Origin of the sequence: Vibrio sp. THAF64 (genome assembly GCF_009363455.1) — a bacterium.
Lineage (GTDB): Bacteria > Pseudomonadota > Gammaproteobacteria > Enterobacterales > Vibrionaceae > Vibrio > Vibrio coralliilyticus.
This window is the reverse complement of record NZ_CP045355.1, coordinates 3488993-3506790: the sequence shown is the minus strand read 5'-3', so window position 1 is coordinate 3506790 and position 17798 is coordinate 3488993. Positions and strand designations below refer to the sequence as shown.

The window sequence follows — 17798 nt, the reverse complement described above, 5'->3', positions numbered from 1 at the left end:
CAAAAAAACGTAAAAAAATGCATAAAAGGGGTTGCCAAGATTATTTCGATCTCTATAATGCCCCCTCGCTGACACGGGAACGCTTCGAAGCTTATGTTTCGAAACAATAAAACTCAGTTAGCAAGGTCGATTAGCCAAGTGGAAACGCTTGAAAATAAGTTTGAAAAAAGTGGTTGACACTAAACTTTATCTCGCTAAAATGGCCGTCCGTTTTGAGTAAGGCTTAAAACGAAAGCTCTTTAACAATATAAACCTATCAATCTGTGTGGGCACTCGTTGATGATAATCCAATTCGATACTTCGGTATCAAATTAGGTTTCAATGATACGAAGTGACCATTGAATCTTCGGATTCAGCACAGTCAATTCAAACATTACTTTATGTAATGTTCAGTATTCATTGAGCCGACAAAATCTTAAATTGAAGAGTTTGATCATGGCTCAGATTGAACGCTGGCGGCAGGCCTAACACATGCAAGTCGAGCGGAAACGAGTTATCTGAACCTTCGGGGAACGATAACGGCGTCGAGCGGCGGACGGGTGAGTAATGCCTGGGAAATTGCCCTGATGTGGGGGATAACCATTGGAAACGATGGCTAATACCGCATAATAGCTTCGGCTCAAAGAGGGGGACCTTCGGGCCTCTCGCGTCAGGATATGCCCAGGTGGGATTAGCTAGTTGGTGAGGTAATGGCTCACCAAGGCGACGATCCCTAGCTGGTCTGAGAGGATGATCAGCCACACTGGAACTGAGACACGGTCCAGACTCCTACGGGAGGCAGCAGTGGGGAATATTGCACAATGGGCGCAAGCCTGATGCAGCCATGCCGCGTGTATGAAGAAGGCCTTCGGGTTGTAAAGTACTTTCAGCAGTGAGGAAGGTGGATGTGTTAATAGCGCATTCATTTGACGTTAGCTGCAGAAGAAGCACCGGCTAACTCCGTGCCAGCAGCCGCGGTAATACGGAGGGTGCGAGCGTTAATCGGAATTACTGGGCGTAAAGCGCATGCAGGTGGTTTGTTAAGTCAGATGTGAAAGCCCGGGGCTCAACCTCGGAATTGCATTTGAAACTGGCAGACTAGAGTACTGTAGAGGGGGGTAGAATTTCAGGTGTAGCGGTGAAATGCGTAGAGATCTGAAGGAATACCGGTGGCGAAGGCGGCCCCCTGGACAGATACTGACACTCAGATGCGAAAGCGTGGGGAGCAAACAGGATTAGATACCCTGGTAGTCCACGCCGTAAACGATGTCTACTTGGAGGTTGTGGCCTTGAGCCGTGGCTTTCGGAGCTAACGCGTTAAGTAGACCGCCTGGGGAGTACGGTCGCAAGATTAAAACTCAAATGAATTGACGGGGGCCCGCACAAGCGGTGGAGCATGTGGTTTAATTCGATGCAACGCGAAGAACCTTACCTACTCTTGACATCCTCAGAAGAGACTGGAGACAGTCTTGTGCCTTCGGGAACTGAGAGACAGGTGCTGCATGGCTGTCGTCAGCTCGTGTTGTGAAATGTTGGGTTAAGTCCCGCAACGAGCGCAACCCTTATCCTTGTTTGCCAGCGAGTAATGTCGGGAACTCCAGGGAGACTGCCGGTGATAAACCGGAGGAAGGTGGGGACGACGTCAAGTCATCATGGCCCTTACGAGTAGGGCTACACACGTGCTACAATGGCGCATACAGAGGGCGGCCAACTTGCGAAAGTGAGCGAATCCCAAAAAGTGCGTCGTAGTCCGGATTGGAGTCTGCAACTCGACTCCATGAAGTCGGAATCGCTAGTAATCGTAGATCAGAATGCTACGGTGAATACGTTCCCGGGCCTTGTACACACCGCCCGTCACACCATGGGAGTGGGCTGCAAAAGAAGTGGGTAGTTTAACCTTCGGGGGGACGCTCACCACTTTGTGGTTCATGACTGGGGTGAAGTCGTAACAAGGTAGCGCTAGGGGAACCTGGCGCTGGATCACCTCCTTATACGATGATTATTCACGATGAGTGTCCACACAGATTGATGGTTTATGTAGTTTAAGAGAACGAAGATATCCCAATATCTTCAACTTAGTGTCCCGTTCGTCTAGAGGCCTAGGACACCGCCCTTTCACGGCGGTAACAGGGGTTCGACTCCCCTACGGGATACCATTGGGTCGTTAGCTCAGTTGGTAGAGCAGTTGACTTTTAATCAATTGGTCGCAGGTTCGAATCCTGCACGACCCACCATTTCTTCCTTAGAAATGATCCTCAAGATGGGGCTATAGCTCAGCTGGGAGAGCGCCTGCCTTGCACGCAGGAGGTCAGCAGTTCGATCCTGCTTAGCTCCACCATTCTTGACGTCTTCCACAAGACGAAAAACTCATGTGGGCGATTAGCTCAGTTGGGAGAGCACCTGCCTTACAAGCAGGGGGTCACTGGTTCGAGCCCGGTATCGCCCACCATTTTTAAGTGTTCTTGCAAAAGAATCTTTAAAAATGGTTCATTTATGAATCTAGCTCTTTAACAATTTGGAAAGCTGACGAATAACAACAATCCCCATCTCTATGAGATGCGTTGTTATTCATTGAAAAGTTCTCAAATCCTAAATCTTTTGATTTAGGTACCAACACACATTCAAGTGTTCTTGGCTTTTTGTTTTCACTTTTTATAAAAAAAGTAAAGTAAAAAGATATTTGAGTCCGGCAAAATCGAGTCTGCATCATGTTTAAATAATTGCAGACAACTTTGGTTGTTTAAACAGAAGACCCTTTGGGGTTGTATGGTTAAGTGACTAAGCGTACACGGTGGATGCCTTGGCAGTCAGAGGCGATGAAGGACGTATTAACTTGCGATAAGCCCAGATTAGACAGTAAAAGTCATTTGAGTCTGGGATTTCCGAATGGGGAAACCCACCTGCATAAGCAGGTATCATTATCTGAATACATAGGGTAATGAGGCGAACCGGGGGAACTGAAACATCTAAGTACCCCGAGGAAAAGAAATCAACCGAGATTCCGAAAGTAGCGGCGAGCGAAATTGGATTAGCCCTTAAGCCTTTAATGCGTCAGGTGAAAGTTCTGGAAAGTTCTGCGATACAGGGTGATAGCCCCGTAACCGACAGCGCATTTTAGGTGAAATCGAGTAGGGCGGGACACGTGATATCCTGTCTGAATATGGGGGGACCATCCTCCAAGGCTAAATACTACTGACTGACCGATAGTGAACCAGTACCGTGAGGGAAAGGCGAAAAGAACCCCTGTGAGGGGAGTGAAATAGAACCTGAAACCGTGTACGTACAAGCAGTAGGAGCACCTTCGTGGTGTGACTGCGTACCTTTTGTATAATGGGTCAGCGACTTATATTCAGTAGCAAGGTTAACCATCTAGGGGAGCCGTAGAGAAATCGAGTCTTAACTGGGCGTCGAGTTGCTGGATATAGACCCGAAACCAGGTGATCTAGCCATGGGCAGGTTGAAGGTTGAGTAACATCAACTGGAGGACCGAACCGACTAATGTTGAAAAATTAGCGGATGACTTGTGGCTAGGGGTGAAAGGCCAATCAAACCTGGAGATAGCTGGTTCTCCCCGAAATCTATTTAGGTAGAGCCTCGGACGAATACTACTGGGGGTAGAGCACTGTTAAGGCTAGGGGGTCATCCCGACTTACCAACCCTTTGCAAACTCCGAATACCAGTAAGTACTATCCGGGAGACACACGGCGGGTGCTAACGTCCGTCGTGGAGAGGGAAACAACCCAGACCGCCAGCTAAGGTCCCAAATTACAGCTAAGTGGGAAACGATGTGGGAAGGCTTAGACAGCTAGGATGTTGGCTTAGAAGCAGCCATCATTTAAAGAAAGCGTAATAGCTCACTAGTCGAGTCGGCCTGCGCGGAAGATGTAACGGGGCTAAGCTGTAAACCGAAGCTGCGGCAATGCATTTTATGTATTGGGTAGGGGAGCGTTCTGTAAGCCGTTGAAGGTGAGCTGTAAAGCTTGCTGGAGGTATCAGAAGTGCGAATGCTGACATGAGTAACGATAAAGGGGGTGAAAAACCTCCTCGCCGGAAGACCAAGGGTTCCTGTCCAACGTTAATCGGGGCAGGGTAAGTCGACCCCTAAGGCGAGGCCGAAAGGCGTAGTCGATGGGAAACGGGTTAATATTCCCGTACTTCTTACAATTGCGATGGGGGGACGGAGAAGGCTAGGTGGGCCTGGCGACGGTTGTCCAGGTTCAAGTGCGTAGGCTTGAGAGTTAGGTAAATCCGGCTCTCTCTAAGGCTGAGACACGACGTCGAGCACCTACGGGTGTGAAGTCATTGATGCCATGCTTCCAGGAAAAGCCTCTAAGCTTCAGATTGTAAGGAATCGTACCCCAAACCGACACAGGTGGTCGGGTAGAGAATACCAAGGCGCTTGAGAGAACTCGGGTGAAGGAACTAGGCAAAATGGTACCGTAACTTCGGGAGAAGGTACGCTCCTGTCGGTGAAGTCCCTTGCGGATGGAGCTAACGGGAGTCGCAGATACCAGGTGGCTGCAACTGTTTATTAAAAACACAGCACTGTGCAAAATCGTAAGATGACGTATACGGTGTGACGCCTGCCCGGTGCCGGAAGGTTAATTGATGGGGTTAGACGTAAGTCGAAGCTCTTGATCGAAGCCCCGGTAAACGGCGGCCGTAACTATAACGGTCCTAAGGTAGCGAAATTCCTTGTCGGGTAAGTTCCGACCTGCACGAATGGCGTAATGATGGCCACGCTGTCTCCACCCGAGACTCAGTGAAATTGAAATCGCTGTGAAGATGCAGTGTACCCGCGGCTAGACGGAAAGACCCCGTGAACCTTTACTACAGCTTGGCACTGAACATTGACCCTACATGTGTAGGATAGGTGGGAGGCTTTGAAACCGGTACGCCAGTATCGGTGGAGCCGTCCTTGAAATACCACCCTTGTAGTGTTGATGTTCTAACTTAGACCCGTCATCCGGGTTGAGGACAGTGCCTGGTGGGTAGTTTGACTGGGGCGGTCTCCTCCCAAAGAGTAACGGAGGAGCACGAAGGTGGGCTAATCACGGTTGGACATCGTGAGGTTAGTGCAATGGCATAAGCCCGCTTGACTGCGAGAATGACAATTCGAGCAGGTGCGAAAGCAGGTCATAGTGATCCGGTGGTTCTGTATGGAAGGGCCATCGCTCAACGGATAAAAGGTACTCCGGGGATAACAGGCTGATACCGCCCAAGAGTTCATATCGACGGCGGTGTTTGGCACCTCGATGTCGGCTCATCACATCCTGGGGCTGAAGTCGGTCCCAAGGGTATGGCTGTTCGCCATTTAAAGTGGTACGCGAGCTGGGTTTAGAACGTCGTGAGACAGTTCGGTCCCTATCTGCCGTGGGCGTTGGAAGATTGAAGGGGGCTGCTCCTAGTACGAGAGGACCGGAGTGGACGAACCTCTGGTGTTCGGGTTGTCATGCCAATGGCATTGCCCGGTAGCTAAGTTCGGAATCGATAACCGCTGAAAGCATCTAAGCGGGAAGCGAGCCCTGAGATGAGTCTTCCCTGACTCCTTGAGAGTCCTAAAGGGTTGTTCGAGACTAGAACGTTGATAGGCAGGGTGTGTAAGCGTTGTGAGGCGTTGAGCTAACCTGTACTAATTGCCCGTGAGGCTTAACCATACAACACCCAAAGGGTTTTGATAGACTCAAAGCAAGAACTTTGAATGTGTAAATACAGAACTTAAAAACAGCTTTCCGAATTAAAGAATTTGCTTGGCGACCATAGCGTTGTGGACCCACCTGATTCCATGCCGAACTCAGAAGTGAAACGCAATAGCGCCGATGGTAGTGTGGGGCTTCCCCATGTGAGAGTAGGACATCGCCAGGCTTTAAATTTAGACTTTAAGTCTAACCAGTGCGGAGCGGTAGTTCAGTTGGTTAGAATACCGGCCTGTCACGCCGGGGGTCGCGGGTTCGAGTCCCGTCCGCTCCGCCACTTATTTAGAAACCTCGCTATGGCGAGGTTTTTTCGAATCTACAATTTGAAAGATTCTACAGGGGTGTAGCTCCAATTGGCAGAGCAGCGGATTCCAAATCCGCGTGTTGGGAGTTCGAATCTCTCCACCCCTGCCATCTTCAAGGCTCTAGTCGAAAGACTAGAGCCTTTTTAATTTCACTGTTTACTTACTTCCCTCATTACTAAAGCAATACATGTTAGTGGCGTCTATTTTCTAGAGCATATGAACGGTCACCTCATATCGACTGCGAGTCCCAGCTGCAAGAGCGGAACCTCTGTCCCTATATTCCAGCTAATTGCTTAGGTAGGATAGGCTAGTATTTTCTTAGACTGAGTAGCAATGAAGGATATATTTCTTAAGCCAACTCGAAATTATCATTCCCAATTCACTGGTTTTACCAAAACTTGCTCTCTTGTTGAGAATTATTACTAATAGTTTGTTACATTTTGCTGATGCATCACTAAAAGTTATCAGAATATGGAAATTTCTCGTCGTCGCTTCCTGCAATCCTCACTCGCCATTTCGGCACTCAGTGTTTTACCTGCTTGCTCAGTCAATCGTTCAACCGATCCTCAGGGCCGTTATATCTACGATATTACGGCTGAACCTGCTACGGCAGAATTGGTGCCTGGCTATGAAACCCAAGTGCTTGGATTCAATGGGCAGATTCCCGCCCCTACGATTCGTTGTCGTCAGGGTGAGCCCGTCATCATAAGATTCACTAATATGCTATCAGAGCCGACTACTATCCATTGGCATGGCCTGAGAATTCCGATTGAAATGGATGGCGTCCCATTCCTTAGCCAGCCTCCTATCATGCCAGGTGAGACCTTCAGCTATGAATTTACACCACCTGATGCCGGCACATTCTGGTACCACCCACATATGAACAGTGTTAAGCAGCTTGGAATGGGGTTAGTTGGGCTGATCATTGTTGAAGAAAGCCAGCCCGTTATCTTCGAAGAGGAACATGAGTTGATGCTTAAACACTGGCACCTAGACAAGCAAGGCCAGTGGAAAGACTTAATGATCCCGCGTATGAGTGCGCGAATGGGTACTCCAGGGGAGTGGAGTAGTGTGAACGGTGTGCATGAGCCGATTTACCAATTGAAGGCCAGAGCGACCACACGGTTGCGAATCGCGAACGTCGACAATACCATTACTTACCCGATTGCAGTGGAAGGTGCTGAGGCATGGGTCATCGCTATCGATGGTAACCCTGTTAAAACGCCCTATAAGCTATCTCAGCATAAAATTGGCCCAGGAATGAGGGTTGATATAGGTCTTATCGCTCCTCAAGCTGGTGAGCGTGTCTATGTTCGTCAAATGAAGGGGCGTTTCCCATTTCCTCTGTGTGAATTCGAAGTTGTCGAATCTTCTTTACCTGAGTCTCAAGCGTTGCCCGAATTACCATTGAACCCAGTGCCGCAGCTTGATTTGGCTAATGCTGAGGAAATTGACTTTGTTTTTGAGTGGGAAGGAGCTGTTACTCCAACGAGTAAAGATGGCAAAGCTATGCCTAAATTCTGGCTAACCAACAAGCGAGCGTGGGAAGGAATGAGTAAAGATAATATCCCGGCTCCGTTGGCGACGCTCGAGTACGGTAAAACTTATATATTTGATTTAAAGAACGTTACCCAATATCACCACCCGATTCATATTCACGGTCATACATTCACAGTTCTAGAAATGGACGGTAAAAAGATTGCAGAACCGTTCCATACCGATACCGTACTGCTAGGTAAAAACGGTAGAGCCAAAGCGGCGTTTGTTGCAGATAACCCAGGACGCTGGATGTATCACTGCCACGTGATTGAACACATGAAAACCGGACTAATGGGTTACATCGAAGTAAAGTGACTCCTGTAACTTTTTAAATCTCAAAATTAATTTGAGACAATGTGTTGCGATTTTGATTCGAAAATAGCCTTATTCCAGATACAATACGGCAGAATTTGACAGGAGGAACCATGGGACAACTTTCTATACTTGGATTTATCGCATTAGGTGGTGCTTTTGGTGCATGCTCGCGATACTTGGTTTCAGAATTGTGTGTGGTATTGCTCGGGCGAGGTTTCCCCTATGGTACGCTGACGGTCAACGTTGTGGGTTCATTTATTATGGGCTTGTTGATTGCCGCATTTGAAAATGAAATGTTGGCCACCGAACCATGGCGTCAGATCATCGGCCTAGGCTTCCTTGGCGCGCTGACTACCTTCTCAACCTTTTCAATGGATAATGTACTTCTTATGCAGCAAGGTGCATTTTTCAAGATGGGGCTAAATGTACTGCTCAATGTTGTCTTGAGCATATCGGCGGCTTGGATAGGGTTTCAAATTCTGATCAAAAGCTAATACTTGATAAAATTGTTCTAAAAATAGACAACTCGGCTTGGTTTCACCAGGCCGTTTTTATATACTGATTTTACTTGTCGGAGTGCCATAAGGCTGAGACCGTTAATTCGGGATCCGTTGAACCTGATCAGGCTAACACCTGCGAAGGGAACAAGAGACGATACCTACACCAGAATTCTCTCTGGGTGCATCTATCAAATAGTCGAAGTTGTTTCGGTGATCATTAGTTAACACTCTAGTCGCATCACCTGTATTTTGACTCCTCTTGTCGCATCTATCCGCCAAGCATTTTTATCCAAAATCTTTTTATCTAGAATAACAAAGCAAGGAAAAATGCTATGTCGAGTCGCAAGCAAGCGAGACTGGAAGCAAAACAGTTCATTGATTCTCTTTCGGTACAACCGTACCCAAATTCGCACAAAGTATATGTAGAGGGTTCACGCCCCGATATTCGTGTCCCGATGCGCGAAATATCTCTCGCAGATAGCTTAATTGGGGGTACCAAAGACTCTCCAGTTTTCGAGCCAAATGAGCCAGTACGCGTCTATGATACTTCAGGCGTCTATACCGACCCTACTCATACAATAGACCTGTACAGCGGTTTACCTAAGCTGAGAGAGGAGTGGATAGAAGAGCGCAGCGATACAGAAGTACTCGATGATGTCAGCTCTGTGTACACCAAACAGAGACTGGAAGATGAAACGCTCGATGAGCTTCGATATGGCAATCTGCCACGCATCCGTCGTGCGAAAGATGGCCAATGTGTTACTCAGCTGCACTATGCACGCAAAGGCATTATAACACCTGAGATGGAGTATATTGCGTTACGCGAAAATATGGGCCGCGCAAAGTATCGCGATCAGGTTCTTAATCAGCAGCATCCAGGGCAAAGTTTTGGTGCCAATCTTCCCGATGAAATCAGCGCCGAATTCGTGCGAAAAGAAGTCGCCGAAGGTCGCGCCATTATCCCCTCAAACATCAATCACCCAGAATCTGAGCCTATGATCATTGGCCGTAACTTTCTTGTGAAGGTAAATGCCAACATTGGTAATTCCTCTGTGACCTCATCCATTGAGGAAGAAGTTGAAAAGCTGGTTTGGTCGACACGTTGGGGTGGCGATACAGTGATGGACCTGTCTACTGGTCGTAACATTCACGAGACTCGCGAATGGATTCTGCGTAATAGCCCTGTCCCAATTGGTACAGTACCTATGTATCAGGCATTGGAGAAAGTGAACGGCATTGCCGAAAATCTCAATTGGGAGGTAATGCGTGACACCTTAATTGAGCAAGCGGAGCAGGGCGTGGATTACTTTACCATCCATGCAGGCTTACTCCTTCGCTATGTACCTATGACAGCCAAACGTGTGACAGGCATTGTCTCACGCGGTGGCTCTATCATTGCTAAATGGTGTCTTGCTCATCATCAGGAAAGCTTCCTCTATACCAACTTCCGCGAGATTTGTGAAATCTGTGCTAAATACGATGTGGCGTTATCGCTTGGTGATGGCCTGCGTCCTGGCTCTGTAGCTGATGCAAATGATGAAGCCCAGTTTGCAGAATTACGCACCCTTGGAGAACTTACAAAGATCGCGTGGGAGTATGATGTTCAGGTGATCATTGAAGGCCCAGGGCATGTGCCAATGCATATGATTAAAGAGAACATGGAAGAGCAGCTAGAGCATTGCCATGAAGCCCCTTTCTATACGCTCGGCCCTCTAACCACAGATATTGCTCCTGGCTATGACCACATTACCTCAGGTATTGGTGCGGCGATGATCGGTTGGTACGGGTGTGCGATGCTGTGTTATGTGACCCCAAAAGAACACTTAGGTTTGCCTAATAAAGAAGATGTAAAAACTGGACTGATTACCTATAAACTTGCCGCGCACGCTGCCGACTTAGCTAAGGGGCACCCTGGGGCACAAGTGCGCGACAATGCACTGTCAAAAGCACGATTTGAGTTCCGTTGGGAAGACCAGTTTAACCTTGCGCTCGATCCTGATACCGCCCGTGCTTTCCATGATGAAACCCTGCCCCAAGAATCCGGTAAGGTTGCCCATTTCTGCTCTATGTGTGGTCCAAAATTCTGCTCAATGAAGATCTCACAAGAAGTGCGTGAATACGCCAAAGATACCGAGCAAGTAGCAGCGGACCAAGCGATCAGTGTCAAAATGTTGGATGATCCACTTGAAGGAATGCGTCAGAAATCGAAGGAGTTTCGTGACACAGGCTCAGAGCTCTACCATCCCGCTGCTACGGCTGTAACGGAGGAGTAATGGCAACGATCCTTATTCCTACAGCGTTGGCTGAGGTCAAACCTGAAATTGAGCAATGCTTACAGCTGGCCAAGGAAAAAGGCTTCGAGATAGAAAACATTGAGCTGGGCGTCAGCCCAGCTCAAACAGTTCATATATCTCATGGCTCAGAATGGACAAAGCTGGCTACAGATTTAGTTGAGTCCGGCGTGGTGGGCGATGAACGTACGTTCTTTATCGAGTATTACTCTGGTATCACTATCGAGCCATCTAGGCCCATAATAGCTTCATCTCACGTTTACATTAATGTCTTGGATGTAAATCAGGTTCTAGATATTTGGCTAGACCCTAGTCGTGAGCAAATATGTGCGTTAGCGAGTTCAGTCAATCAATCAGAGCTTGATCGTAAACGTCACTTTGCATGGGTTGTCACCCTAATCAGCTTGGCGTTTACGTTTGAAGATGCTCTTACACTTGCACGAGCCATGGCGAATGTTTCACGTGAAACATGGGCAGAGAACATTATCGATTTTCCATCCCCTGTTCTCGAAGATCACCGACTAGGGATTAGCGCTGGCTGGATTAAATCAGGTAACCAATTGGCATTTCCCACCGTATCTAAATGTGATTTAGGGTTGTACCCAGTTGTTGATAACGTTGAATGGGTCAAGACGCTTTTAGAGAGTGGTGTCAAAACCGTTCAGTTAAGAATTAAAGATCCACTGTCAGATGATTTGGAGCAACAAATTGAAGATGCAGTTGTACTTGGTCGCAGATATGACGCTCAGGTCTTTATCAACGATCATTGGCGTCTAGCAATTAAGCATCAAGCTTATGGTGTTCATCTAGGCCAAGAGGATATTGAGGAAAGCAACTTAGCTGAATTAGCTAAATCCAGTTTGCGTTTAGGGTTATCGACCCATGGTTATTATGAGTTGCTTCGAGTGGCACAGACCAATCCAAGCTATCTCGCTTTGGGGCACATATTTCCTACCCAGACGAAACAAATCGCAACCAACCCTCAAGGGCTAGTGAAACTTGCTCTCTATCAAAAGCTGGTCAATACCATGCCTTATCTAAATTCAACAGGCGTACCTACTGTTGCGATTGGTGGTATCACGCAATCCAATGCGCATCTAGTTTGGAACTGTGGCGTTACTAGTTTGGCGTTGGTGAGCGCTATCACTCAAGCACCTTTGCTGGAACAAGCTGTTGAATTCTTTACTCGGTTAACTACCGATGAGCGGCAAAATATTAGTAATGATGTTTCGAATGAGGTATCGGCATGCTAAGCGACCGAGATTTCTTACGTTATCAAAGGCAGATTTCACTGCCGGAAATTGGCGAATGCGGGCAGGAAAAGATTACTCAATCGCATGTTTTGATTATTGGCTGCGGTGGATTAGGTAGTGCAGCGAGTCTGTATTTAGCTGCAGCTGGAGTGGGCCGAATGGTGCTGGTCGACGATGATGATGTTGATACTAGTAATCTGCAACGTCAAATTGTCTATCGCGAGAACAATCTCGATAAAGCAAAAACTGAGGCTATGCGCCAACAGTTAAACCAGCTTAACTCTGGTGTGCAAATACGCACCATCGGAAAGCGGCTATCAGCATCTCAATTAGCGCTAGAAGTGATGTTAGCGGATGTGGTGTTGGATTGTACCGACAATATTCAAACGCGTCAGTTGATCAACTTAGTCTGCTACCAACAGAGTAAGCCGCTTGTTTCTGCTGCCGCTATTGGTTGGCAAGGACAATTTGCTGTATTCGATTATTCATCGAGCAAAGAGTCAGGATGTTATCGCTGTCTCTACCCCTTTGATGAGCTAAGTCAGCCTAGCAAATGCAGTGAAAATGGGATCTTAGGTCCTGTCGTAGGCACTTTAGGCAACTATCAAGCATTAGCGACATTACAGAAATTGGCATTAGGGCATTTTGATTTTCCTGTTGGCCAATTGCACTTATTCAACGGACTAAAACTTAACTGGCAAGTGATGACGATTGCGCGCGACCAGCAGTGTTCGGTGTGCAGTCAATGACAACCAAATTACATAATCAAGAAGTGAAGCAATGAGCGAGATACACATAATCATCAACGAACAGTCTCAGCGTATCAGCGCAGGCGCGAGCCTAGAAAACATCATTCAGCAGTTTTCACTGCCTGAAGTCGGATGCGTGTTTGCTATTAACAATACCGTTGTGCCACGTAGTGATTGGCCAACCACTTGCCTGAATGAAGGCGATGCGATTTCACTTTTTCAAGCCATTGCTGGAGGGTAACAACGATGCTTAAGATTGCAGACAGAGAATTCAAGTCACGACTGTTTACGGGCACTGGAAAGTTTGCCAACAAATTTCTAATGGAACAGGCGATTAAGGCGTCGGGCTCACAATTGGCCACCATGGCGTTGAAGCGTGTTGATATATACGATCAACAAGATGACATTCTTCAGCCTTTAATTGAAGCAGGAGTGCATTTATTGCCTAACACTTCAGGGGCGAAAAATGCCAAAGACGCAGTATTTGCTGCGCATTTAGCAAGAGAGGCTCTGGGTACCAATTGGCTCAAACTCGAGATTCATCCAGACCCTAAGTATCTAATGCCTGATCCGATAGAAACTTTAGCGGCAGCAGAGCAACTGGTCAAAGATGGATTTACGGTACTGCCTTACTGTCATGCAGATCCTGTTTTGTGTAAGCGATTGGAAGAGGTGGGATGTGCAGCAGTAATGCCTTTAGGAGCTCCAATTGGCTCAAATAAGGGCATAGCATCGCATGATTTTCTTGAGATCATTATTGACCAAGCTAACGTTCCCGTTGTCGTCGATGCTGGTATTGGCGCGCCTTCTCATGCTGCGCGTGCGATGGAAATGGGTGCAGACGCCGTATTGGTCAATACTGCGATTGCAGCAGCTGCCGACCCGGTTGCGATGGCGACTGCATTTAAAATGGCCGTTGAATCTGGGCGAATGGCGTATGAGGCCGGTTTAGCTGGCCAGGTATCTCACGCGGTTGCATCAAGTCCGTTGACGTCTTTTCTCGATGAACTGTAGTTAAAGTAGGTATTGAGAATGACTTTCGTTGATCAATTCAAAAAGCTGAATTGGGATGACATTTCGATGTCAATTTATGCCAAGACAGCTAAGGATGTTGAGCGAGCGCTAGCGAAACCCAAACGAGATCTAGAAGATTTCAAGGCGCTACTCTCACCAGCAGCTGAACCTTACTTGGAACAAATGGCGCAGCTATCATACGCGTTAACTAGAAAGCGATTTGGCAATACGCTTTCATTGTACATTCCTCTGTACTTATCAAACCTGTGTGCGAATGCTTGTACCTATTGTGGTTTTTCAATGGAGAATCGTATTAAACGCCGAACATTGAATAAGGATGAAATAGAAGCCGAGGTTGAAGCCATTAAACGCATGAAGTTTGATAGCGTGCTTCTAGTCACTGGTGAGCATGAAACTAAAGTCGGGATGAAATATTTCCGCGAGATGTTGCCCATCATTAAAGAAAAATTTAATTACTTAGCGATGGAAGTGCAGCCGCTCGATCAAGACCAGTATGCAGAGCTCAAAACATTAGGTCTCGATGCTGTCATGGTGTATCAGGAAACTTATCACCCTTCGACGTATGCGGAACATCATCTGCGTGGCAACAAAACGGATTTTGAGTATCGCTTAGAAACACCGGATCGATTAGCAAAAGCAGGTATTGATAAGATTGGAATTGGTGCGCTTATAGGGCTAGAAGAGTGGAGGACTGACTGCTTTTATGTTGCAACCCATCTCGATTATCTTGAACGTACCTATTGGCAAACACGTTACTCGATCTCTTTCCCTCGTCTAAGACCTTGTGAGGGAGCGCTTCAACCTAAGTCGGTGATGACAGACAAGCAACTAGTCCAGTTGATTTGTGCGTTTCGCTTACTAAACCCTGAAGTGGAACTTTCGTTGTCTACTCGCGAGTCACCTGAATTTAGAGACAATGTATTACCCCTTGGTGTGACATCAATGTCTGCCGCGTCGAAGACTCAACCCGGTGGTTATGCAAATGATGAAGCTGAATTAGAACAGTTTGAGATAAGTGATGAAAGAAGTGCGAGCTCGGTAGAGGCGATGATTCGAGCAAAAGGGTTTGACCCGGTTTGGAAAGACTGGCATTCAGCATACTCAGGCTGATATGTTTCACGTGAAACATCAAAGAAAGCTCTCCATAGGAGAGCTTTTTTATTTCTAGAAAAATAGCGATCAGCTATGCGCTATTGGCTGAGTGGCTGTTTCCAACCAGGCTTTGACATCGCCTTCTACTAATGGGCTGATATCGTTCCAAACTTTCTGGTGATATTCATTTACCCAATTCAATTCTGGCTTAGTCAACATATCGACATTGATGTTTCTAGTATCTATAGGACAACGAGTCAGGGACTCGAAGCAAAGGACTGGGAAGTCACCATTAGTTTTTGTTTCTACGACCAGCTCAAGGTTTTCGATACGAATACCAAAAGCATCAGCGCGGTAATAGCCCGGCTCGTTTGAAAGCACCATGCCTTCTACTAAAGGAACATCGATCTGTCGTTTCGATATACTGGCGGGGCCTTCATGGACGTTTAGGAAGTGGCCAACACCGTGGCCAGTGCCGTGGTCATAATCAAATCCCTCGGCCCACAAATGTTGGCGCGCTAGTGTATCAACCTGATAACCACGTGTACCTTTCGGGAAACGGGCGCGAGCAACACCAATATGGCCTTTCAGTGCAAGCGTGAACTGCTTAATCATTTCGTCGCTTGGTTGACCGATAGCAATAGTTCGGGTGATATCGGTAGTGCCATCGAGATACTGACCGCCAGAGTCGACTAGATAAAGTGTATTGAGTTCTAGCTTACCAGGCTCAGGTTGATTCTCATGATTATAGTGACACATGGCTGCGTTACCGCCTGCTGCGGAAATAGTATCAAAGCTAAGATCCATCAAGGTTGGATCTTGCCTGCGGAATGATTCCAGCTTGTCTGACAAAGTAGCTTCATCATGCAGTCTTTCATTTGCTACTTCATCATCTAGCCAACACAAAAACTGACTCATCGCTACGCCATCACGAATATGACATGCTTTCATACCAGCAATTTCAACAGCGTTTTTCGCTGCTTTTGGCATAAGACATGGATCGGCAGCACTTACAACGCTAGCACCACTGTTCTGAAGTACTAACTTAAACCATGCGTTGCTTGTTGTTGGATCGACTAAGACACTTTTTCCTGACAAAGCTTCGAGGCGCGTTTGTAGGGCTTCTGGGTGATGCACACTTACGCCTTCACCTACGTGCTGAGCGAAACCTTCAGGTAAGCGAGTAGGGTCTAGGAAATATTCCAAAGTTGAATCGGCATGGAGAATGACATGTGATAACAAAACAGGAAGACGAGATACATCTAAACCGCGCACGTTAAGTAGCCAACAGACGGAATCCAAAGCGGTTATTACCGCACTATCGGCGCCTGCCTGAGCAACTAACTGGGCAATCTCTTTTCGCTTAGACTCGCATGATTGCCCCACGGCTTCTGTCGCCATCAGACGTACGTCTGAAACGACGGGAGCAGGGCGGTCATGCCATAGTTCGTCGATAGGGTTACTAGCAAGTACTTTTAGTTCCAGTGAACCTGAAAGCTTTGATTGTGCCATCGTTAGCCAAGCGGAATTGTGCATTCTTGGGTCTATCGCGACCGTTTGGCCCTGAGAAAGCTGGCCTTTCAACCAATCCAAAGCAGGTTCTTCGATCAAGTGACGATACTCGAATAGATCGGCTGGCACTTCTTTGGTCACCTGAACGGTGTAGCGGCCATCGACAAACATCGCTGCTTTGTCTTGTGTAATTACTGCTGCACCCGCAGAACCAGTAAAGCCCGTCAACCAGTGCAAGCGTTCGTTATGAGCGGGCACATATTCGCCTAAGTACTCATCTTCATGTGGGATGAGCAACGCATCAATATTGTGCTGAACCAGCCATTCACGAATGGCCGCCAAACGTTGTTCAGTAGTGGTAAGCATCTATTAATCCTTTATCATTTATTCACGCGTCCTTTCTAAAAAGCGGACGATGTGGCAATAAGCTACTCCTTTTACCGTCAGCCTGCAAATCATCTCAATGCTGTGGTTTTGTCTTTAATTATTCGACGTAACCAAGACAACGCAGGATCATTTTCTCTGTCTCTATGCCAGAACAAGGTGTAGGCCATCGGAGGGAATTCCAGTGGTAGAGGCAATACAGTGAGGCCTAGTTGTTTGGACGATAATTTCACGAAATGACTAGGCGCTGTGAAGATGAAATCGGTATAGGAACAGAGGCTGGCTGCGCTATTAAAGTCTGGTACTGTGATGGCAATATCACGCTCTTTACCTATGTCAGCCAGCCTGTAATCCAATAACCAGCGATCATTACCATCACAGCGAACCTGAACATGCCTTTGCTCAAGATAAGTATCAAGATTCCAGCTACCCGAGAGAATCGGGTGGTTGTGGCGTAACAGGCACATTTGATTGTCGCGATAGATTTCCTGCTCACAGATGTCGTTGGGCGGTAACATAGTCAATTTAGCATCATTGATATCAATGTCCTTCCCCGTGATACCAAGGTCAATTTCGCCACGTTGAATCTGCTTAAAGGTTTGGTCTGCCCACGAATGTGTGCTGATGGTGACGCCCGGGGCCCGCTTAAAAATCTCCGGCAAGAAATGGGGCAGGATTAACGGATAAACACTTTCTACAGCGGCAATTTGGAACTTGTGATCACTCGAGTCTGGTGCGAATTGCTCGGGCTGAGTAATTTGTTCCAAATGGTTAATTAGGCTATCCAGTTTGGGTTTTAGGAACAGTGTTTTCGGTGTCGGTTTTAGCCCATGAGCGTGGCGAACAAACAGCGGGTCTTCAAACTGTATGCGTAACTTGGCGAGGCTTTTACTGACCGCCGACTGGCTTAAACACAATCGATGTGCGGCGCGAGTAACATTAAGTTCTTCAGCAAGCACTTTGAGGCAAACTAAAAGATTGAGGTCGAGACGGGCGAGTTTTTCTATATGCACATGAAATTCCTTAGGGGAATATCTTTAATGATAAAGTGTCATTGGATGTCATATCTAGACTAGCTTACACTGCAAACAATTTCATCAATTCTTGGCGGGAGTCTTCTTCGTGCAAACTGCTTATCAACAAAATCA

10 protein-coding genes, 6 tRNA genes, 3 rRNA genes and 1 riboswitch are annotated in these 17798 nt (G+C 47.1%); of the genes, 17 read left to right on the top strand and 2 right to left on the bottom strand.

The features are described from left to right. The first annotated feature begins 417 nt into the window (after positions 1 to 417). The 17 genes from FIU99_RS16430 to thiH all read left to right on the top strand — a co-directional run bounded on the left by FIU99_RS16430 (position 418) and on the right by thiH (position 14772). Positions 418 to 1970, top strand: a 16S ribosomal RNA gene (locus tag FIU99_RS16430). Between the two features lie 89 nt (positions 1971 to 2059). Beyond that, positions 2060 to 2135, top strand: a tRNA-Glu gene (locus FIU99_RS16425). A gap of 2 nt (positions 2136 to 2137) precedes the next feature. Continuing rightward, positions 2138 to 2213 (top strand) — tRNA-Lys (locus FIU99_RS16420). Between the two features lie 28 nt (positions 2214 to 2241). Then, positions 2242 to 2317, top strand: a tRNA-Ala gene (locus FIU99_RS16415). Between the two features lie 35 nt (positions 2318 to 2352). Then, positions 2353 to 2428, top strand: a tRNA-Val gene (locus FIU99_RS16410). A gap of 319 nt (positions 2429 to 2747) precedes the next feature. Next, positions 2748 to 5636, top strand: a 23S ribosomal RNA gene (locus FIU99_RS16405). 92 nt (positions 5637 to 5728) lie between these two features. Further along, positions 5729 to 5844 (top strand): 5S ribosomal RNA (gene rrf / locus FIU99_RS16400). Together the 16S, 23S and 5S rRNA genes with 6 tRNA genes alongside form the textbook arrangement of a ribosomal RNA operon. A 31-nt stretch (positions 5845 to 5875) precedes the next feature. Continuing rightward, a tRNA-Asp gene (locus tag FIU99_RS16395) sits at positions 5876 to 5952 on the top strand. 60 nt (positions 5953 to 6012) lie between these two features. Beyond that, positions 6013 to 6089: transfer RNA gene (locus tag FIU99_RS16390), tRNA-Trp, on the top strand. Between the two features lie 362 nt (positions 6090 to 6451). Next, a complete protein-coding gene (locus FIU99_RS16385) occupies positions 6452 to 7834 on the top strand; it encodes a multicopper oxidase family protein (protein ID WP_006957530.1) in 1383 nt (460 codons plus the stop codon). A 110-nt stretch (positions 7835 to 7944) separates the two neighbouring features. Further along, positions 7945 to 8328 (top strand): fluoride efflux transporter CrcB, encoded by a 384-nt coding sequence (crcB, locus tag FIU99_RS16380; protein ID WP_006957531.1) that lies wholly within the window; start codon positions 7945 to 7947, stop codon positions 8326 to 8328. 68 nt (positions 8329 to 8396) lie between these two features. Beyond that, positions 8397 to 8495: riboswitch (TPP riboswitch) on the top strand. 171 nt (positions 8496 to 8666) lie between these two features. Beyond that, positions 8667 to 10607 carry a phosphomethylpyrimidine synthase ThiC gene (thiC, locus tag FIU99_RS16375; protein WP_006957532.1) on the top strand — a complete coding sequence of 647 codons (1941 nt, stop codon included), beginning with the start codon at positions 8667 to 8669 and terminating at the stop codon, positions 10605 to 10607. Then, positions 10607 to 11878 (top strand): thiamine phosphate synthase, encoded by a 1272-nt coding sequence (locus tag FIU99_RS16370; RefSeq protein WP_152472382.1) that lies wholly within the window; start codon positions 10607 to 10609, stop codon positions 11876 to 11878. The genes thiC and FIU99_RS16370 overlap by 1 nt, the downstream gene beginning before the upstream one ends. Then, positions 11872 to 12627, top strand: coding sequence for a ThiF family adenylyltransferase (locus FIU99_RS16365; protein ID WP_006957534.1), 756 nt, complete (start codon positions 11872 to 11874; stop codon positions 12625 to 12627). Before FIU99_RS16370 ends, FIU99_RS16365 begins: the two co-directional genes overlap by 7 nt. Positions 12628 to 12658: 31 nt before the next feature. Next, a complete protein-coding gene (gene thiS / locus FIU99_RS16360; protein ID WP_006957535.1) occupies positions 12659 to 12868 on the top strand; it encodes a sulfur carrier protein ThiS in 210 nt (69 codons plus the stop codon). Between the two features lie 5 nt (positions 12869 to 12873). Beyond that, positions 12874 to 13641: a thiazole synthase gene (locus tag FIU99_RS16355; RefSeq protein WP_006957536.1), complete on the top strand. Its 768-nt coding sequence runs from the start codon at positions 12874 to 12876 to the stop codon at positions 13639 to 13641. An 18-nt stretch (positions 13642 to 13659) separates the two neighbouring features. Then, a complete protein-coding gene (thiH, locus tag FIU99_RS16350; RefSeq protein WP_006957537.1) occupies positions 13660 to 14772 on the top strand; it encodes a 2-iminoacetate synthase ThiH in 1113 nt (370 codons plus the stop codon). A gap of 69 nt (positions 14773 to 14841) precedes the next feature. Here the strand turns inward: thiH and FIU99_RS16345 are convergent, their stop codons facing one another. Together FIU99_RS16345 and FIU99_RS16340 are read right to left on the bottom strand one after the other, a co-directional pair. Further along, complete coding sequence (locus tag FIU99_RS16345; RefSeq protein WP_152472381.1) at positions 14842 to 16632, bottom strand: aminopeptidase P family protein; 1791 nt, start codon at positions 16630 to 16632, stop codon at positions 14842 to 14844. A gap of 89 nt (positions 16633 to 16721) precedes the next feature. Beyond that, positions 16722 to 17663, bottom strand: a complete 942-nt coding sequence (locus tag FIU99_RS16340) for a LysR family transcriptional regulator (protein WP_019277623.1) — start codon at positions 17661 to 17663, stop codon at positions 16722 to 16724. Between the last annotated feature and the right edge of the window lie 135 nt (positions 17664 to 17798).